At 72.4% G+C, this 19,037-nt stretch carries 17 protein-coding genes; 8 read left to right on the forward strand and 9 right to left on the reverse strand.

The features are described 5' to 3' along the window. Positions 1-22: 22 nt before the first annotated feature. From FVE25_RS29175 to FVE25_RS29185, 3 genes are all read left to right on the forward strand, one after another. On the forward strand, positions 23-2,050 hold the full coding sequence (locus tag FVE25_RS29175; protein ID WP_157250303.1) for a hypothetical protein: 2,028 nt from the start codon (positions 23-25) through the stop codon (positions 2,048-2,050). Between the two features lie 70 nt (positions 2,051-2,120). Continuing rightward, positions 2,121-2,738 carry a LysE family translocator gene (locus FVE25_RS29180; protein ID WP_157250304.1) on the forward strand — a complete coding sequence of 206 codons (618 nt, stop codon included), beginning with the start codon at positions 2,121-2,123 and terminating at the stop codon, positions 2,736-2,738. Between the two features lie 5 nt (positions 2,739-2,743). Then, entirely contained in the window at positions 2,744-3,286 is a 543-nt protein-coding gene (locus tag FVE25_RS29185) for a TetR/AcrR family transcriptional regulator (RefSeq protein ID WP_157250305.1), read from the forward strand. Here FVE25_RS29185 and FVE25_RS29190 read toward each other — a convergent pair. The 4 genes from FVE25_RS29190 to FVE25_RS29205 all read right to left on the reverse strand — a co-directional run bounded on the left by FVE25_RS29190 (position 3,279) and on the right by FVE25_RS29205 (position 7,569). Further along, positions 3,279-4,475 carry a hypothetical protein gene (locus FVE25_RS29190; protein ID WP_157250306.1) on the reverse strand — a complete coding sequence of 399 codons (1,197 nt, stop codon included), beginning with the start codon at positions 4,473-4,475 and terminating at the stop codon, positions 3,279-3,281. The two genes, FVE25_RS29185 and FVE25_RS29190, sit on opposite strands and share 8 nt — an antisense overlap. A gap of 82 nt (positions 4,476-4,557) precedes the next feature. Then, entirely contained in the window at positions 4,558-4,938 is a 381-nt protein-coding gene (locus FVE25_RS29195; RefSeq protein ID WP_157250307.1) for a RidA family protein, read from the reverse strand. 8 nt (positions 4,939-4,946) lie between these two features. Further along, positions 4,947-6,008 (reverse strand): alanine racemase, encoded by a 1,062-nt coding sequence (locus FVE25_RS29200; RefSeq protein WP_246267604.1) that lies wholly within the window; start codon positions 6,006-6,008, stop codon positions 4,947-4,949. 28 nt (positions 6,009-6,036) lie between these two features. Then, a complete protein-coding gene (locus FVE25_RS29205) occupies positions 6,037-7,569 on the reverse strand; it encodes an N-acyl-D-amino-acid deacylase family protein (protein WP_157250308.1) in 1,533 nt (510 codons plus the stop codon). Between the two features lie 74 nt (positions 7,570-7,643). Here FVE25_RS29205 and FVE25_RS29210 point away from each other — a divergent pair, with 74 nt between their 5' ends. Further along, on the forward strand, positions 7,644-8,813 hold the full coding sequence (locus FVE25_RS29210) for a family 8 glycosyl hydrolase (RefSeq protein ID WP_246267609.1): 1,170 nt from the start codon (positions 7,644-7,646) through the stop codon (positions 8,811-8,813). Here FVE25_RS29210 and FVE25_RS29215 read toward each other — a convergent pair. Together FVE25_RS29215 and FVE25_RS29220 are read right to left on the reverse strand one after the other, a co-directional pair. Beyond that, positions 8,810-11,998: a DUF4153 domain-containing protein gene (locus tag FVE25_RS29215; protein ID WP_157250309.1), complete on the reverse strand. Its 3,189-nt coding sequence runs from the start codon at positions 11,996-11,998 to the stop codon at positions 8,810-8,812. The genes FVE25_RS29210 and FVE25_RS29215 overlap by 4 nt on opposite strands. Further along, the gene (locus FVE25_RS29220; RefSeq protein WP_246267612.1) at positions 11,995-12,669 is read right to left on the reverse strand and encodes a response regulator transcription factor; all 675 of its coding nucleotides are present in this window, start codon (positions 12,667-12,669) and stop codon (positions 11,995-11,997) included. Before FVE25_RS29220 ends, FVE25_RS29215 begins: the two co-directional genes overlap by 4 nt. A 73-nt stretch (positions 12,670-12,742) precedes the next feature. Here FVE25_RS29220 and FVE25_RS29225 point away from each other — a divergent pair, with 73 nt between their 5' ends. The 3 genes from FVE25_RS29225 (at position 12,743) to FVE25_RS29235 (ending at position 16,533) form a co-directional block, all read left to right on the forward strand. Further along, positions 12,743-13,579 (forward strand): arylamine N-acetyltransferase family protein, encoded by an 837-nt coding sequence (locus tag FVE25_RS29225; protein ID WP_219825697.1) that lies wholly within the window; start codon positions 12,743-12,745, stop codon positions 13,577-13,579. Positions 13,580-13,711: 132 nt separating this feature from the next. Then, positions 13,712-16,225 carry a protein kinase domain-containing protein gene (locus tag FVE25_RS56440; RefSeq protein WP_157250311.1) on the forward strand — a complete coding sequence of 838 codons (2,514 nt, stop codon included), beginning with the start codon at positions 13,712-13,714 and terminating at the stop codon, positions 16,223-16,225. 113 nt (positions 16,226-16,338) lie between these two features. Continuing rightward, entirely contained in the window at positions 16,339-16,533 is a 195-nt protein-coding gene (locus FVE25_RS29235; protein ID WP_157250312.1) for a hypothetical protein, read from the forward strand. Between the two features lie 23 nt (positions 16,534-16,556). Here the strand turns inward: FVE25_RS29235 and FVE25_RS29240 are convergent, their stop codons facing one another. Both FVE25_RS29240 and FVE25_RS29245 read right to left on the reverse strand, forming a co-directional pair. After that, complete coding sequence (locus FVE25_RS29240) at positions 16,557-16,865, reverse strand: DUF3817 domain-containing protein (protein ID WP_157250313.1); 309 nt, start codon at positions 16,863-16,865, stop codon at positions 16,557-16,559. A gap of 8 nt (positions 16,866-16,873) precedes the next feature. Next, the gene (locus FVE25_RS29245) at positions 16,874-17,656 is read right to left on the reverse strand and encodes an SURF1 family protein (RefSeq protein WP_181019749.1); all 783 of its coding nucleotides are present in this window, start codon (positions 17,654-17,656) and stop codon (positions 16,874-16,876) included. 106 nt (positions 17,657-17,762) lie between these two features. Here FVE25_RS29245 and FVE25_RS53985 point away from each other — a divergent pair, with 106 nt between their 5' ends. Next, positions 17,763-17,930: a hypothetical protein gene (locus FVE25_RS53985; RefSeq protein WP_181019750.1), complete on the forward strand. Its 168-nt coding sequence runs from the start codon at positions 17,763-17,765 to the stop codon at positions 17,928-17,930. Positions 17,931-17,990: 60 nt separating this feature from the next. Here the strand turns inward: FVE25_RS53985 and FVE25_RS29250 are convergent, their stop codons facing one another. Continuing rightward, positions 17,991-18,905: a LysR family transcriptional regulator gene (locus FVE25_RS29250; RefSeq protein WP_157250314.1), complete on the reverse strand. Its 915-nt coding sequence runs from the start codon at positions 18,903-18,905 to the stop codon at positions 17,991-17,993. Between the last annotated feature and the right edge of the window lie 132 nt (positions 18,906-19,037).

A 19,037-nucleotide genomic window follows, 5' to 3' on the forward strand; every position in this document is an offset into this window, starting at 1 on the left:
GATCAATGACGGGGAGTCGGCAATGCGGTTAGTTCTGGTCATGATGATGCTCGCCGCCTTATGGACGGGCGGGGACGACGAGAAACGGGAAGCCGCAGTGGGCCGCGTGGCCCTGATCGGCGTTCCCGGCCTGCACTGGGAGGACGTCGACGCCCGGCGCACCCCGAACCTGTGGCAGCTGGCCCGCAGGAGCGGGCTCGGATCCCTGTCGGTCAAGGCCGTCGGCACCACCGCCTGCCCCTTCGACGGCTGGCTGACCGTCTCCTCTGGCGTCCGGTCGGCCTACCCGGGCCGTTGCGGGCTGGCTCCGGAGCCCGTGACGTCCGGGGACGGGGCGACGATCGACCTGGCCGCCGTCCACGCCCTGCGCGACGGCAAACGCGCCGGCACGCTGGGCGGCGCCGTACGGGATGCGGGCATGTGCACGACGGCGGTCGGCCGGGGCGCGGCGCTCGCGCTCGCCGACCGCACCGGCCGGGTGGACGTCTACGCCGACACGCCCGCGCGGCTCGGCGACTGGTCACGCTGCCCGGTGCTGGCCGTGGACGTGGACGCGCTGATCCGCCCCTACCTGGGCCCCGACGGGACCATGGCCAGAGTGCCCGAGGCGATCACCCCGGAGCGGCGGCGGGCCGCGGTGCGCGAGGCCGACGCCCAGGTGGGCGCCGCCCTGGCCAAGCTGCCCGCGGGCACCCAGGTGCTGCTGGCCGGAATCGGCGACCACGGCAGCGTGCCCCACCTGCGGGTGCTCATGTGGACCGGATCACCGGGCACGGTCCTCGGCTCCAACTCGACCAGGCGCGACAACATCGCGATCCTGCCCGACCTCACGCCCCAGGTGCTGACCGCCGCCGGCGTCCCGGTGCCGCCGGCCGCGGTCGGCAACCCGTTCGTCGTCGGGCGGACCGCCCTCACCGGCGACGCGGTGAACGAGCTGCGCGGCTCCGACGCGGCCGCGACCACCGTCCGCAACACCTCCGGTGTGTTCTTCTCGGCGTACGCGGTCCTTCAGGTGTCCTTCTACGTGCTGGCGTACTTCCTGCTGGCGCGGCGCCGGCGGCTGCGCTTCGTCAGGACCGGCGCGCTCGGGCTGGCCGCGGTGCCCGTCTCCACCTACCTGGTCAACCTGCTGCCCTGGCAGCACGCCGGCGTGCCGCTGCTCGCGCTGATCCCGGGGGTCGTGGCGATCGCGGCGCTGATTCTGCTGGTCGCGGCCGGAGGGCCGTGGCGGCGGCACCCGCTCGGGCCGCCCGCCGTCCTGGCCGTCATCACCGGGGCCACGCTGCTGGCCGACATGCTGTCGGGCACGCCGCTGCAGTTCAACAGCCTGATGGGCTACACGGCCGTGGTCGGCGGGCGGTATTACGGGCTGGCCAACATCCCGTTCGCCCTGTTCGCCACCTCCGTGCTGCTGGCCACCGCGATCGCCGCCGACCACCTCGTGCGCAGCGGGCGGCAGCGCCTGGCCGTCGCGCTGATCGCCGGGCTCGGCCTGATGGCCATGCTGCTGACCGGCACCCCCGGCATCGGCAGTGACTTCGGCGGCGTGATCGCGTTCGTGCCGGGCATCGCGGTGACCGCGCTGCTCGTGGCCGGCCGGCGGGTCTCGGTGCTGAAGGTGCTGCTGTTCTGCGGCCTCGGCGGGGTCATCGTGAGCGCCATCGCGGTCCTCGACTCCCTCCGGCCGCCCCAGTCGCAGACCCACCTGGGGCGTTTCGTCGGCCAGGTGCTCGACGGGACGTTCATGCCGCTGATCGGGCGCAAGATCGGCGCCATGCTGCACACGCTGCTGTCGCCCAACCTCATGCCCGTCGTGATCGTCGGCCTGGCTCTGCTCGTCTTCGCGCTGCTCCGGCCGGACCTGGTGAGCGCGGGCGCGGTGCCCGAGGCGTTCGCCCGCGCGCCCATGCTGCGTGCCGGGCTCATCGGGGCGCTGGTCAGCGCCGGGGTGGGGATGCTGGTCAACGACTCGGGTACGGCGGTGCTGTCCATGGCCGTGGCGCTGGCCGTACCTCTGGTGCTTTATGTGGGAGCCAGGGTCAGCACTTGACCCATTGGTTCACGAAATATCCCGGAGATTGGACCATATTCACGGGCCAAATCCCGCTTAACCTATCAGCATGATCTCGATGCCGACCCTGGCGCTCTTCACGGTCACCGCGCTGGCCCTGGTCATCATCCCGGGCCCGAACCACCTCTACATCGCCGCCCGCGGCCTGGCCCAGGGGCGTTCGGCCGCGCTGGCCAGCGCGTTCGGCGTGGAGGCGGGCACGCTGGTGCACATCCTGGCCGCCGCGGCCGGGCTGTCGTACGTGATCAGCCAGTCGGCGACGCTCTTCGGCATCGTCAAGTGGGCCGGCGTCGCCTACCTCGTCTACCTGGGCGTCCGCGCGTTCACCGCCAAGGAGGCCGAGCAGGCCGGCGCGCCGAAGCCGCAGCCGCTGCGGAAGATCTTCCTCGAAGGCATGGTCGTCAACGTGCTGAACCCCAAGGTGACGCTGTTCTTCCTGGCGCTGCTGCCGCAGTTCGTGGACCAGCGCGCCGGCTCGCCCGCGCTGCAGATCGTGGTGTTCGGGGTGACGCTGCTGGTCCTGGGCCTGCTCTCCGACATGGTCTACGCCTTCACCGCCGGGGCGCTGGGCAGGCGGCTGGCGGCCGGGGCGCGGGCGCTGCGGTACTTCTCCGGCGTCGTCTACCTGGGCCTGGGCCTGGTCACCGCGCTGGCCGGGAGAAGATAGGCCGCATGGCACCAAGGAAGCAGCGGGAGATCTTCGACGCCACGCTGCGGCTGCTGGCCACCAAGGGATTCGACGGGCTGACCGTCGAGGGCGTGGCCGAGGAGTCGGGCGTCAACAAGACGACGATCTACCGCTGGTGGCCGTCGAAGCCGGCACTGCTGGCCGCGGCGCTGGTGGAGGCGCCGGTCCTGGATCTCGAGATCCCGGACACCGGGTCGCTGCGCGGGGACCTCGAGGAGCTGGTCACCGCCTTCGGCCGCCTGCTCACCGAGCCGCCCGCGCGGGACGTGGCCGTGGCCGCGCTGGGTGCGGCGGTCCACCACGCCGAGATCGACGCCGGCCGCTTCTTCGCCGACCGACTCGCCCGCGAGCGCGCCATCTTCGAGCGAGCGGTACGGCGCGGCGAACTGCCCGAGTCCGCCGACCCGATGCTGATCGTCGACCTGCTGGCCGGGGCGGTGTGGATCCGCGGCGTGTTCCGCGGGATGGAGCTGAAGCCCGGGTTCGCCGCCGAGGTCGTGGGAGCCGTGCTGGACGGCGTCAGGTAGCCTCGCCCAATGCCGACGGGATCCGGTCGAGCACCGGATGCGGCACCAGCCCGTAGGCGTAGAAGTCCACCGCGCACGCCCCCGCCGCCTTGGCCCCTCTGGCCTTGGCCACGAGGCGGTCGGTGGAGTCGCTGTCCGGGTACCCGGGCCGCAGGATGGCCCGGACCTCGCGATCCTTGCCCACCGAGCGCAGGTAGGCGCCGACGTCGTCGGCCACCCGCGCGGCGTCGCGGGCGTAGGCCAGGACGCCGAAGGCGGGCACCAGGTCACCCAGCGCGACCAGGTCCACGCCGAGCTGCCAGGCGTCGTGGGCGGCCAGGCCGGGCGTGGGCAGGCCGTCGCGGTAGCCCTTGACCGAGCCGGTGTAGTCGATGAAGACCAGTTTGGAGCCCTCCTCCGCGACCGCGGAGGCCACCTCGGAGACCAGCGTGGTGACCGTCTCCGAGCGGGCGCGGGCGTAGGCGACGACGTCGGGACCGGCGTAGGCGGTCAGCGCGGCCCTGGTCACCTCGCCCTGGGCGGCGGGGTCGCCGTCGAAGACGCCGCCGACGATCCTGGCGCACTCCTCGCGGGCGACCTCCGCGTTGACGCCGAGGTCGGTGGCCCGGCGCATGCAGTAGTCGCAGAAGCACAGGCCGAACAGATAGTTGTCCATGGGGCCCAGCGGCACGAAGGAGCGTTCCGCGCGCAACGGCCGAAAGTGCAGCGACTCGGCCACCACGCTGTCCACGCCGAGCCTGGCCACCGATCGGGCCAGTGCCACGGCGTACTCGCGCACGTCGGGGTGGGCCGGGCACAGGTCGCTCGGCGAGCCGCGGTCGCCGAAGCAGTCGCGCACGGTCACGTCGGGGTGCCGGGTGCCGAGCGTGAGGTTGCGCAGGAAGACGGTCCAGCCGTGCAGCTTCAGGCCGCGTTTCGCGCACGCCTCCCGCAGGCCGTCGAAGGCGTCGAGGTGACCGGGTACCGGCGTCAGGCGCAGGCCGGAGAACACATCGCCGGGCGGGACGAAGTGGGCGCCGTCGTGACGGAGGGTCAGCCTGGACAGGCCGTGCGGGGTGACGTCCCGGGAGCCGTGGTGCACGGCGCCCACGGTGACGCCGGCCGCGCCGTACCCGGTGATGCGGTCGAGCACCCGCTCGACGCCCTCGCCGCGCAGGTCTTCGACGAAGACGTATACCGAACTGTCCACCCTGCCCTGTCTCCTCCGGTCAGCAGGTCGCCGCCCGCTTGTCTCGTCTCCGTCGAGGCGGGCGGCGGTTCCTCACGTGACCTTACGCGCTCTTGTGGGCCACGAAGTCGATCTCGACCAGGATGTCCATCAGGTCGGAGCCCACGGTGGTGCGCACCGGGTAGGGCTCGTTGAAGTACGACTTGTACACCTCGTTGTAGGCGGCGAAGTCGCGCTTGAGGTGCTGCAGGTGCACGGTGGCCTTGACCACGTCGTCGAAGCCGAGGCCGTGCGCGGCCAGGATGGCGCCGAGGTTCTGCATCGTCCGGTGCGTCTGGGCGGCCACGTCGTCACCCACGACCTCCCCGGTGACCGGGTCGAGGGGCCCGGCGCCCGAGGTGTAGACGAAGTCGCCGACCACGAGGCCCTGGGAGTACGCGCCGATGGGTGCGGCGCCTTCGGTGGTCCTGAGTTCCTTCTTCACAAGATCTCCTAGAAATGGGTAGTTAGCGTGCCTACCTGGCGGTAGTCAGAGTCGACCACGGGCAGCGTGCGCCACTTGTCGAAGGCGGTGCAGGGGTGCGAGATGCCGAAGGCGAGCATGTCGCCGGGGCGCAGGCCGTCGCCGTGCACGACCGTGTGCTGGTCCTGCATCTTGACGACGGTCAGGCCGGCGCGCTTCGGGATCGGCAGGCCCTCGTCGTAGGGGGCGTCGCGCTTGCCCATGCCGACGATGGCCAGGCCGGGCTCGGGGACCGACAGCACGTGCGCCCAGATCTCGAAGGCGGGCCGCAACTCGCCGTCCATGCGGTTGAAGGGGGTGCGCTCGCGGTAGAAGCCGTCGTCGTGGGAGACGTAGGCGCCGCTGCGCAGCACGACGGTGGCCTGGACGGCAACCAGGTCGCGGCCGATGACGTCGAACCACTGGCTGCCGCCGACGGTCAGGATCGGGTTCTTGACCCGGAGGTATTCGACGGCTTCCTGGAGCTGCGCCAGATATTTCCGGACTTCGGCGGCGGATGTCAGCGCGCCTTCGTACCCGGCCACCCCGGCGAGCGTCACGCCCTCCGATGCCGCGATGTATCCGGTCAAGTCCAGCAGTTCGTCCACGCTCCGGCACCCCGCGCGGCCCCCCGGGTGCCCCAGCTCGGCCAGCACCCGGAACCCCCGCTCCGGCGCGTGCGCCCGCAGGATGTCCACGCCGTCCCGGGAGTCGGCGAAGCACAGGAACTCGAACTCCGGATCCCGCTCCAGCTCCGCCGCGATCCACCGCAGCCCGGCCGGGTCCACGATCTGGTTGGCCAGAAGGATGCGCTTCGCGCCGAACCCGCGCACCGCCCGCGCCTGCCGGGAGGTGGCCACGGTCAGCCCCCACGCGCCCGCCTCCAGTTGCATGGCGGCGATCTCGGGTGACATGTGCGTCTTGGCGTGCGGCGCGAGCTCCAGCCCGTGATCACGCGCGAACGCCGCCATCGTGGCGACGTTGTGCTTCAGCGCCTCCTGCCGCACGAGCATCAGCGGCAGCTCGGACTCCGTGAGAATGTTCTGCACCACGCCCCCCAATTCAGCCTGGTCGACCCTATCAACGTGAGCGCAGCGCGCGGCCGGGGGTGGCGCCGGTCAGCTTCCCCCCGGCCAGCGCCTGCACGCCGGAGACGAACACGTCGTCCACCCCTGAGGCCAGCGTCCGCGGCGCGGAGTAGGTGGCCTCGTCGTTCACCCGCGCCGGATCCAGCACGACGAGGTCGGCGGCGAAGCCCGGGCGCACCAGCCCGCGGTCGGCCAGGCCGAAGCGGCGAGCCGGGTGGGCGGCCAGGTGCACCGCCGCCTCCTGCCAGGTCCAGTCGCCGAGCTCGCGCACGTGCCGGCCGAGGAAGCGGGCGAAGGCGCCCCACCCGCGCGGATGCGGATGCCCGCCCACGTAGATGCCGTCGGAGCCGCCGGTGTGCGCGGGGTGGCGCAGCATCCGGCGCACCGACTCCTCCCCCTCCGGCCCCTCGTCGGGCCGCGCGGTCACGCATCCGGCCTCGAGCCGCGTGTCGATGAGCAACTGCCGGCAGAACGCGGCGGGCGGCAGACCGGCCCGCGCCGCCGCCTCGACCATGGTCAGCCCCTCCGCCCAGGACGAGCCGGGGGCGTGTGAGATCGTCAGCCGCGGCCAGGTGCCCTCCAGCGACTCCCACCAGTCGTCGAGATCGGCCGAGCCGAGCATCTCCACCGCCCGGTCCACCTCCGCGGCGGGCACCGAGGGCGGCAGCACGACCATCGCCAGGATCGTGCTGCCCCGCAGGTAGGGATAGGTGTCGAAGGTGAGGTCCACGTCGTCGGCGAGCGCCCGCTCCACGAGCGGCAGCAGCACCTCCGCGGGCCCGTGCAGGTGCGAGACGTGCATCGCCGCACCCGACAGCGCGGCGATCTCGCCGACCTCCGCCATGCCCAGCCCGGCCTTCGCGCCGTAGGCCCGCATATGGGTGACGTACGGCAGGCCGCCCAGCGGGCCGCACAGCGTGGCCAGTTCGGCGGCCGAGGCGTGCCGCCCCGGCAGGTACTCCAGGCCGCTCGACAGCCCGACTGCCCCCTCGCTCAGCCCACGCTCCACCCTGGCCAGCATCGCGGCCAGATCCTCCGGCCCCGCCGCGCTCGGCGAGGGCCCCATGACGTCGTAGCGGATCGTCCCGTGCGGCAGCAGGTACGCCGTGTTGAGCGCGGCCGCCCGGTCGTAGCCGGCCAGCAGGTCCGCCACGCTCAGCGGGCCCCCGTGCGGCAGCCGGCCGTTGACCGCGGTGAAGTACCGCGTGGCGTAGGCGACCGTCTCGGCCGACCCCGGCGCGAACGACAGCCCGTCCTGACCCAGCACGAACGTGGTCACGCCCTGCCGCAACGCCGCGAGCTGCACCGCCGGGTCGAAGACGACGGCGTCACCATGGGCGTGGCAGTCGATGAACCCCGGCGCGACCAGCCGCCCCGCCGCCTCCACGACCTGCGCCGCCTGCGCGCCGTCCAGCCGTCCGACCGCGGCCACGCGGTCCCCCTCGATCGCCACGTCGGCCCGGTACGGCGGGGCGCCCGTGCCGTCGAGCACCCGGCCACCGCTGATGATCACGTCGAAAGCCACGCAAGGATTAAACCGGATTTGGCAGGCTGAGTGCCGTTCTCATACCGTCGGGCGACTTCAAAGAAGGGACACCTGTGCGCCGTCTGACCGCCATCACCGTGGCCGCGCTGCTCGCCGCCGGCTGCTCGGGGCAGGCCGCCGCCCCGCCGCCTCCTCAGAAGAAGGCGGCGGAGATCGGGGTGCCGTTCGGCAGCCACCGCCTGCCGTACACACAGGGGGTTCTGCGCCCGAAGGGCGATGCGGACGGGCAGGTGCGCGACTTCTACGCGAAGTGGAAGGCGGCTTTCGTCACCGCGAAGTGCGGGTCGCGGCAGGTGATCTCGCCCGACGCCGACCATCCGTACGTGGGTGAGGCCCAGGGGTACGGGCTGGTCATCGCGGCGACGATGGGCGATCGGCCGCTCTTTGACGACATCCTGAAATATGTCGAAGCGCACCCTTCGGTGAACAACCCGCTCCTGCTCGCCGCCGAGCAGGACAAGAACTGCAAGAGCGTCAACGGCTCCGACTCGGCCACCGACGGCGACCTCGACGTGGCCTACGGCCTGCTCATGGCCGGCCGGCAGTGGGGCGGCGACTACCGGGACAAGGCGGCCGAGCGGATCGCCGCGATCAAGGAGTCGGAGGTCCACCCCGAGACCAAGCTGATGAAACTGGGCGACTGGGCCACCCAGGACGAGCCGCTGGCCACGGTCTCGCGGACCTCCGACTGGATGATCGGCCACTTCCGCGCCTTCGAGAAGATCGACCCCGAATGGGCGGCGATCCGGCAGGCGCACCAGAAGCTCATCGCCGCGATCCCCGGCGAGACCGGCCTGCTGCCCGACTTCGTGAAGGACGGCAAGCCGGTCAAGGGCGAGGTGCTGGAGAGCGAGCACGACGGCGACTACAACTGGAACGCCCTGCGCGACCCGTGGCGCATCGGCGCCGACGCGGTGACCAGCGGCGACCCCGCCTCCGTCGCCGCCGCCCGCAAGATGAGCGCCTGGATCGAAAGGACCGGCTCGCCCGAGAAGATCGCCGCCGGTTACACCCTGAGCGGCAAGCCGCTGGAGGAGGGACCCGAGCCGGCGTTCGTCGCGCCGTTCGCGGTGGCCGCGCTGGTCCGGCCCGGCGGGCAGGAGTGGCTGGACAAGCTGTGGACCTACCTCACCGCACGGGAGTTCGGCAAGAAGGACTACTTCGCGGCCACCGTGCAACTCCAGTCGATGATCGTCGTCTCCGGCAACCACTGGGTGCCCTAGTCGCCCCTGCTCACCTGCGCACAGCTCGCGGAGGTGCTGATCGGATGCCTGGCCAGCACCTCGCGCGCCTGTGACCTGGCCAGGTTCCAGCCGTTCCACGGGTCGGGGGCGTCCAGGCCGTTGCCCTTCACCACGTCCCGCAGCACGCAACTGCGCTGGGGCTCCGGCAGCCGGTCCAGCGCGGGGACCGCCTCGGCGCCCAGGTCGCCCATGTACTCGGAGTCCATCTCCGCCACCCCGCGCACCGCCACCTGCGTCTCGGCCACCCGCAGATCCGGGTTGACCACGGCGAAGGCGCCCATGCCCAGGGCCGTGACCAGCACGACCGTCCGCGGCAACCAGCCCGGGCCGCGTCCCGCCAGCCGGAGCGCCCCGGCCAGCAGCACCAGCGCGAACACCGCGCCCAGCCACCACACCGTCGCCTGCACCGTGATCCGCAGCCGCGACAGCCCGTACACCTCGGTGTAGAGGTCCATGCGGTGCAGCGCCGAGGCCAGGATCACCAGCGTCAGCGCGCACAACACGCCGAGCTGCCCCGCCAGCACCCACCGCTCCCGCCGCCCGGTGCGCAGCACGCCGCCGGCCACCGCCACGATGCCCAGCACGATCATGCTGACCAGCACGAGCTGGAAGAACCCCTCCCTGGCGTACTCCGCGTACGTCAGCCCGGCCGTGTTGCGCACCGTCGCCGCCCCGCCGAACAGGAACCTGATCTGCACCGCCACGAACGCGCCGAACAGCAGGTTCAGCGCGGTCAGCGGCACGAGCCAGACCGACGTGGCGACCTTGAACTTGGCGCCCGGCCCCACCGGGTCACGCACCGGCCGCAACGCCACCAGCACCAGCGCCGACAGCAACGCCCCGAACACCACGAACAGCACCAGGCGCGCCGGGATCGACTCCATCCAGTCGGGGGTCGCGGTCAACTGCTCCAGGTATCCGGCGAAAACGCGGTCCGCCGAGGCGAACAACAACCCGAACACCGCCACCAGCACCCCCGCGATGCCCACGCCGACCAGCGTCGGCATGACCCGCCGCCGGGACGCCAGCCCCTTGAGCGGCCCGGCCAGCAACCACGGCACCGGCCCCAGGGCCAGCAGCACCGAGATGCCGCCCCTGATCACGCCCAGCCACCCGGTGCCCGCGCCGGACACCGCCAGCGCGATCAGCCCCGCCCCAGCCGTCACCAGCACGAACACCAGCCAGTCTGCGTCACGGGTGACCGCGCTCGACATCAGCCAGTACCCGGCCACGCCGAACGCCAGCGTCCACGGCGTCGCCCGCCGCAGCACCGCGGGCAGCGCCGCCGCGCCCACCACCAGCGCGACCAGCACCAGCCCGAGCCCCGGCCGCGCGTCCGGCAGCGCGACCGCGGCGAACACCCCCGCCCCCGCCGCCGCGGGCAGCAGCCAGCGCGGCGTCTCGGGCAGCTCGGGGCGCGGAAGCAGCGGCGGCGGCTGGTAGGGGGGCTGGTTCGGCGGCTGGTTGCCCGGCCCCGGCGGGCGCGCGGGCACGTTCTTGTACGGCTGCCGCCCCGCCGTGTCGGCGGCGATGACGGCCCCCACGGCGCCGCCCGAAGCCGTGGCCAGCACCAGCGTCACCAGCGCCGCCACACCACCGAACGCCACCCCCATGACCACGGCCCCGAACAGGCCGACCAGGAAGCCCGCCAGAAGGCCCAGGAAGACGCCCCAGAGCAGTCTGGTCAGCTGGTTGGCCGGTGGCCGTGGTTGCGTCCGGCCCGCGACGGGCAGCCCGGAGGCTGCCGTGCCGGTGGCTGCCGTGCCGGTGGCTGCCGTGCCGGTGGCTGCCGTGCCGGTGGCTGCCGTGCCGGTGGCTGCCGTGCCGGGGGTGGTGGCTTCCGGCACGGTGGCCGATGCGGTCACCGGCACGAGCGCCGGGGCGGAGGCGGGGACGGCGGATCCAGGCACGGCATCGGACGCCACCGCCGGCACAGAGCCCGCCGGAGCCGCACCCGCCGGGACGGCCCCAGCCACCCCAGACCCGTCCGTCCTCGCCCCGGCTGCCACCACACCGGCCGCCTCCGACCCGGCTGCCACCACACCGGCTACCTCCGGCCCCGCGGCGCCGGTCTGCAGCGTGGCCACCGGTTCTGCCACTCGTGCGGGCTCTGGCCGTGGGGCCGGTTCCTCCAGGTAGGTCTCCTGTCCGGTCTCCACCGGTGTTTCCGCCATCGTGGTCCTCCCCGGTAAGTCGACGACCATCCGGCACCCGGTGCCGTCGCCGATGTGGATGGAGCCCCCGTGGAGCTCGACGATCTCCTTGACGATGGCCAGCCCGAGCCCCGAGCCCCCGGCGTCGGCCGCCCGGCCGGAGTCCAGCCGGGAGAAGCGTTCGAAGACCCGTGCCCTGGCCTCGGCCGGGATGCCCGGCCCCTGGTCGGCCACGACGATGCGGACCCCGGAGCCCTGCCCCTCGCCCGCGATGGTGACCAAGGCGCCCGGCGGGCTGTGCCGTACCGCGTTGTCGAGCAGGTTGGCCAGCACCTGGGCCAGCAGGTCGGGGTCGGCGCGCACCACGAGACCGGGGTGGACGCGGGGGTCGAGCCGCACGTCCTCGCGGGCCAGCCCGGCCTCGCGCACCGCCTGCTCGAACAGCGGCGCCAGCTCGATCGCCTCCGGCTCGATGAGCCGCGCGCCGGAGTCGAGGCGGGACAGGTCCAGGAGCTGGGTGACCAGGCGGCCGAGCCGTTCGGTCTGGGCGAGCGCGGTGCTCATCGTGACGGGGTCGGGGGTGGAGACGCCGTCGACGACGTTCTCGAGTACGGCCCGCAGCCCGGTGATCGGGGTGCGCAGCTCGTGGCTCACGTTGGCGATCAGCTCGCGGCGCTGGCGGTCCACCTCGGCCAGGTCGGCGGCCATCGCGTTGAACGCCCTGGCCAGCTCGCCCACTTCGTCCCGGGAGGTGGCGCGGACGCGGAGCGTGTAGTGGCCCTTGGCGACCGTCTGGGCGGCCGAGGCCATCTCGCGCAGCGGCTTGGTCATGCCTCTGGCCAGCCACTGCACCATGATCAGCGCGAGGACGGCGGCGACGGCGATGCGCACCTCGCGGGAGAACCCGGAGTTGATGCCGACCTCGTTGACCACGAAGGCCACGCCCACGGCCAGCACGATCACCAGGCCCAGCTTGACCTTGATGCGGCCCAGGAAGTCGAGCGGCCTCATCGGCGCACCAGGGCGTAGCCGACGCCGTGCACGGTCCGCACGACGTCCGGGCCGAGCTTGCGGCGCAGCGCCCGTACGTGGCTGTCCACGGTCCGGGTGGCGGCCGCCTCCGAGAAGCCCCACACGTCCGACAGCAGCCGGTCGCGCTCGAACACCTGCCCGGGCCGCTCGGCCAGCCGCCGCAGCAGGTCGAACTCGGTCCTGGTGAGCTGCGCCTCCTGGCCGCCGACGAAGACGCGGCGGGCGGCGGTGTCGATCTCCACCTCGCCGACGCGGATCACGGTGTCCTCGGCCGCGAGCTGGCCGGCCCGTTCCACGCGGCGCAGCAGCGCGTGGATCCTGGCCACGAGCTCGCGCATGCTGAACGGCTTGGTGATGTAGTCGTCCGCCCCGACGCCCAGCCCCACGAGCACGTCGGTCTCCTCGGCGAGCGCGGTCAGCATGAGCACCGGTACGGGGCGCGCCGCCTGCATCCGGCGGCACACCTCCAGGCCGTCCAGGCCGGGCAGCAGGCGGTCGAGGATCACCAGGTCGGGTTCGGCTCTGCCGTACGACGCCAGTGCGGTCTCGCCGTCCCCTGCCACCTGGACGTCGAATCCCTCCGCGGCCAGCCGGTCGCGTACCGCCCGGGCGATCGTCTCGTCGTCTTCGACTACCAGAACCCTTTTCACGCCTCGAAGCCTAGAAGGGGACTGTGCAGACGACACCCCGCAATTTGTGGACATCCCGTGCAGACTGGTGCGCGTGAACGTCGCCGCATATCTCGCCCGCATCGGCCGCCCCGATCTCCTGGACGTCCCGCCCAGCGCTGACCACCTCCGCGAGCTGCACGCCGCCCACGTCGAACGCGTCGCCTACGAAGCGCTGGAGATCTGGCTGGGCCGCCCCACCAGCGTGGATCCGGAAGAGTCCGCCGCCCGCATCATCGGCGGCAGGGGCGGCTACTGCTACCACCTCAACGGCGCCTTCTCCGCCCTGGCCATCGCCCTCGGCTACGACGTGACCCGCCACGTGGGCGGCGTCCAGAACCGCGGCAGCGCTCCCGGCATCACCGCCAACCACCTGGTCCTGACCGTGCGGCTGCCCGACGGCGACTGGCTGGTGGACCTGGGGCTCGGCGACGCCCTGCACGAGCCGCTCCCCTTGGTCGAGGGCACCTACCGCCAGGGCCCCTTCGAGTACGGCCTGCGTCCCTCGGAGGTGGCGCCCGGAGGCTGGCGTCTGGACCACGACCCGCGCGGCTCGTTCGCGGGCATGGACTTCGGCCCGGCCCCGGCAGAGATGTCCGCCTTCACCGAGAAGCATCATGAGCTGTCCACGTCCCCCGATTCCGGATTTGTCAGGACAGCCACCATTCAGCGGCGTGACGCGGCGGGCGTGGACACGTTGCGCGGGCTGGTGCTGTCCAGGATCGGCGAACACGAGAGCCGGATGACCGTCACCGGGCAGGACGACTACTTCGCCGTGCTGGCCGACGTCTTCGGGCTTCCCATGACGGACGTCAGCCCCCGAGAGCGGGAGAAGTTGTGGCGCAAGCTGTCCGAAGCCCACGAGCGCTGGCTGACGGGCACAACCGGCTAGCACCCCGTCGGAAGGTTGGCCCCCCAACCCGCCTCACCAGCCACGATCCCGGGTAGGCACGTGGATGTCCCACCCCGCGCATGGCTATGCCCGGAGATATCCCGCTATCGTGCATTTCGACATGGAGAAGGCATGAAGCTAGCCGGGCGCTACCGGCTGCTGAACCCCTTGGGCGAGGGCCGCGTACGGCTGGCCTTCGACGAGGTGGCGCACCGCGACGTCGCCGTCAGGGACATCCGCACGCTCCCGGCCGACGAAGCCCGGCGCGCCCTGGGGCTCCGCCACCCCTCCATCGTCCCCCTCCTCGACCTGGTGGAAGAGGACGACGGCCCATGGCTGGTGACGGAGTTCGTCTCCGGCTCCTCCCTGGAGCGCACCGTCGCCACCCAGCGGCCCCTCCCCGAACTCCAGGCGGCCCGCGCCGGACTCTGCCTCGTCGAAGCGCTGGCCGCCGCCCACAACACCGGAATCGTCCACGGCAACCTCAATCCCGGCAAGGTCCTCCTCACGGCCACCGGCCGCGCCGTCCTGACCGGCTTCGGCCTCCCCCACTCCGGCCTCCTCCCACCGGCCGACCTGTGGTCACTGGCCGCCACCCTCCACTTCGCCGTCGAAGGCCGCCCGCCGGGCCCCAACCCCGCCGAGGGCCCGGAACCTCTGCGCGCCCTGATCCGCGCCATGCTCGACCCCACCGGCCCACCATCCCTGGACACCATCACCACCACCCTGACCCGCCTCGCCCTCAACCACCCCATCACCACCACCCACCCTTTGCCCGGAACCCCCCGGAACCCGGCATCTCCGCCTCCGGGCGCCTCTGCGCCCGGAAAGCCCGTGCCGGAGGCGGGGGGCGGACCCGGGGACATGGGCGCCGCGAGCTCGCCGGGTGCCGCGGGAGCGCCCAATGCCGCGGACGTACCCGGTGCCGCGGGCACACCCGGCGTCGCGGGCACACCCGGTACGGACGTACCTGGTTCCGCGGACGTACCTGGCGCCTGGGACGCACCCACTGCCGCAGGCGAGGAGACACGACCCGGTGTCCCCGGCGGAAGGCTGCCAGGCGTGGGCACGGGCGGCTGGGTGCCGCCCGGGGCCGCGAGTGGGTGGGTTGCGCCGGGAGCCGCCGGCGACGGAGTTGTGCCCGGGGTGATCGGCGCCGAGCCCGCGGCCATGGGCGCCGACCCCGGCTTCGACGTGGGCCCAGGTGAGCCCGGCCTCGACATGGGCCCGGGTGAACCTGCGACCGGCCTGGGCATGGGCGAAGGGGTCGCCGGAGCGGTCATCGGTGAACCGGTGGCCCCGGCCGCGCCTCCAGATCTGGCGACCTCAGGAGACCAGCCACACATGTGGACGCCCGAGGCACCGCCGGAAGGCGCCCCGGGCACGCCCGGGCCACTGGCCTCGGACACATACGGGCAACCGGAGGACACCTCGGGTGCGCCCGGCCCCGCTCCTGCCAAGTCCCGTGGGCTCCTGGGTTCGGCCGGTGCCGGGCTGCGCAAGATGTTCGGCCGGCACCGTGAAACGCCCACCCCCTCACCCGGTGCCGACACTCCCCCGGCCCAGCCCTTCCCAGCTCCCCCCGGCCAGCCCTTCCCAGCCCCACCTGGCCAGCCCTTCCCGGCTCCCCCTGGCCAGCCCTTCCCAGCTCCACCGGCCAGCGAAGCGTTCCCGGGGTACCCGGCCGCACCCCACCCCGGCGGCCCGGCAGCGCCCTTCGCAGGCCACCCGGCCATGCCCGCTCCCGCCGATCCGGCCACGGCCGTGCCCTTCCCGAGCAACCCGGCCATGGCCTTCCCGAGCACCCCGGCCACACCCCTGCCCGGAAACCCGGCCACGCCCCCGCCTGGCCACCAGGCCACGCCTCACCCCGCCGAGCCGGCCGTACCCCCGCCCATGAGCCCGCGTCCGCACGACCACACGCCACCCGGCGGCTCAGCCGTACCCTTCCCCACGCCCGGCGAGCCGGCCGTGGACCAGACGCCCCCCAGCGGCTCCGCCATCCCCTACCCCACGGACCCGACCCCGCCCGGCGGCACCGCCGTACCCCCGGCCCCGGCGCCCCCCATGCCAGACGACGGCTACCCGACGCCCCCCGCCGGCCCCACGCCGTACCCGGGTCCGCCTGCAGCCACCCCCTACCCTCCGCCCCAGGGCAGGCGCGGACGCAGGCATGCCACGCCTCCTCCCGTCCAGGTCGCGGAGCCCGGTCCGGTGGATCGGCCGCTGGAGCACGTCATCGGCAACAACGGCCCCCTGGCGCCGGTCCAGGTGGCGGCGATCGGCCTGGCCGTACTCGACCAGCTCGTCGCCCTGCATGCCAGGGGCGAGCACCACGGCGACATCCGCCCGGGCAACATCCTGCTCTCCCCGTCCGGCCAGGCGATCCTGGTCCCCCCGCTGATGCCGAACGGGATCTCGGCCTACACCGCTCCCGAAGGCGCCACGGGCCCGGCGGCTGACCTGTGGTCTCTGGGGGCGACGTTGTTCGCGGCGGTCGAGGGGTTGCCTCCGGCGCCGGGTGCGCCGTTGACGCGGGCGGGCGCGCTGGCTCCGGTGTTGTATGCGTTGTTGTCCGGTGATCCGGCGGCGCGGCCGGCTCCAGGTCCGTTGCGGCAGGAGTTCCTGGCCATCTCGCAGGGCTGACCGGCACACGACATATCGTGAAAGGAACCGTGGGGCTATCCCCAGACGTTCAGTGAGAGACGCACAATATGGGAGAGGCGGGGCGCGCGCTCCGCGTTCGGAGGAAGTTGAGGATGTCGCCAGTCAAGAAGTACGCCATCGGCGCGGGTGCCGCCGTCCTACTCTCGTTGATCTTCTTCGGCGCCGGATGGATCACGTTGCTGGTCATCCTCGGCGTCGTCGGCGCCCCGGTGGCCGCTTGGTTCATGCTTGACGAGTCGCAGCGCCAGCGCCTCAAGCGGGTCCGCAGGCGCGGCATCGGCCACTAGGGGCAGCCGGGCGGGGGCCGCGGTCAGGCCCTCGCCAGCTCCGCGTGCACGCGCTGGGTCACCCGGCGCTCGACGTAGAAGGACAGGAACGGCACCGTGCCGCCGAGCATGATGCCGAGCATGTACGGCCAGCTCCAGCGTGCCTTCATGCCGAGGTTCATGACGGCCAGCAGGTAGACCATGTAGAGGAATCCGTGCACCTGGGCGATCACGAGGCCGGGCCACCAGGTGACCTTGATCACGTAGTTGAGCACCATGCCGACGCAGAGCACGAGCAGCATGACGCCCACCATGTAGGCGAGCACCCGGAAGGGCTTGAGGGCGGACTCCACGTGTCTTCCTAACTTTCCAGAACCATCTCAGGGGATTGCCGGGCACGTTCCCGGCCACCGCGTACGGCGTCGCGCACGAAGTGGAACCACATGAACACGGCGAACCCCGCGAAGATCCACCAGTTGGCGGCGTAGGCCAGGTTGCGCCAGGTGAAGGTGCCGCCGACGACGGGCGGGGAGACCTTCACCTGCGTGAGGGCCCCGGACGGCGGCTGGGCGACGACGAAGCCGTTGCGGATCCGCTCACCCTTCCAGAGGTTGATCAGTTCGCCGGTGGACACGGTCTGCACCTGCCCGGCGGGCAGTCCTTCGGCCCGCCGCTGCACGCTGTCGGTGCCCTGCGGGGGGCGCAGCCGTCCGGACACCTGCACCTTTCCGGTGGGTACGGCGGCGGCCGCGGCGTCGGCCGTGGCCACCCAGCCCCTGACGACGGGCATGAGGGTGCCGTCGGTGAGCCGGAGCGGGGTCAGCACCCAGTAGCCCTGGTCGCGGGCGACGTTGCCGCCGGGCGTGTCCACGCTGGGTTTGCGGTCGGCGACGAGGAGCTGCCGGTCGGCCGCGTATTCGCCTTCGGCGGTGACCTTCCTGCCGACGGCGGCGTTCTCGAATCCGGCGCCGACCTTGGCCAGGGTGGCGACGGACACGGGGGCCGGGTCGGTGGCGGCGTGCGGTTTGCCGGAGTCCTGGAAGATGCCGAGTTGCCAGCGGCCGAGGAGGATGAAGGCGACGAGGACCCCGATCGTCAGCAGGTGCAGCCCGATGAGGCGCGGGGAGAGCAGGGTCCGGAGCATGCTTCCAAGCTATCCGCCCGGCGGGGTGGTCCTCGCATCAGGGGCAGCCCTACCAGTCCTGGCAAAAGGTGCAAACAGCCCACTCGTTGCGGCTAAAGTGCTGGGCATGTCAGACCAGCACATCGATCCGGCCGGCAATACGCAGCAGTTCCGCGCGTTCGCCCAGCAGAACGAGCACGAGGCCAAGCCCAAGCGCTCGGCCGCCCTCCCGATCATCGCGGGCGTGGTCGTGCTCGCGATCATCGCCGTCGTAGCGTACCTCCTCCTGAGGTAGACACCGTTCAGTCAAGCGCCGATGGCCCCGCCCCGCTCTCGGCGCTTTTCGTATGTCCGCTCAATCCCGGCTCCGCCGTACCGACCACGGCAGGCCCTGGCCGGCCTGGACCGCCACATCGGCGAACGCGCGCAGCAGCACGCCGTCCTCCGCGGTCCGCCACATCAGCCCGAACTCGTGGGGCGGCGCATCCGGAACCCGCACATACGCCACATCGGCCCGGACGTAGTACGTCAGGACCTCCTCCCCCACCAGGGCGACGGCCTCGCCGTTCGCGATCTGCACCAGGCCGTGCAGGAAGGTCGTGCTCTGCGGCACCCTGCGCAGGACCGCCCCGCCGGGCGTCAGCGGCGGCACGTGACGGTCGGTCAGATAGCCCGGGGTGTCGGCCGTGACCAGGAACGACTCGTCCGCCAGCTCGTCCAATGAGACCGTCTCCCGGCCGGCCAGCGGATGGCGGGCCGACAACGCCACGTAGGCCGGCTGCGACAGGATCACCGGACCGGCGACCAGGTCGTTCTCCCGCACGGGAAAGCGCCCCAGCAGCACCTCCACACCGCGCTCGCGCAACGGCCGGAACACCTCGTCCACCTGGATCTCCCGCAGGGACACGGTGCTGCCCGGATAGCGGTCGGTGAAGCTCTTCACCACCTGCGTCAGCGTCACCCCGGCGGCGACGCCCACATATCCCACGCGAATGCGCCCGGTGAAGGTGCCGGCCACCTCGATCGCGCAGTCGATGCCGTCCTTGATCTGGCGATAGGCGGGGGCCAGATCGTCGTACAGCTGCCGGCCGAGCGGAGTGAGCGCCACCCGCCGGCTGGTGCGGTCGAACAACGCGCCCCCGATCCGCCGCTCGAAGCGCTGGATCAGCTGGCTCACACGGGCCCGGGTGATGTGCATGAGGTTGGCGGCGCGGCCGAAGTGGAGTTCATCTGCGACGGTCAGGAACGCTTCCAGTTCCTTGATGTCCATCTCGCCTCCCAGAAGATCGGTGCAGGCGGCTTACCGAACGTTGCTCAGTTCGGCGTTGTTCCCCCCGCGGGATTGCCCGATTCTGGGCACTGCCCCGGCGTGCCGCAAACCGCCGCGAGGTCTCCCCTTTCG

It is taken from the genome of Nonomuraea typhae, from assembly GCF_009760925.1.
Classification (GTDB): domain Bacteria; phylum Actinomycetota; class Actinomycetes; order Streptosporangiales; family Streptosporangiaceae; genus Nonomuraea; species Nonomuraea typhae.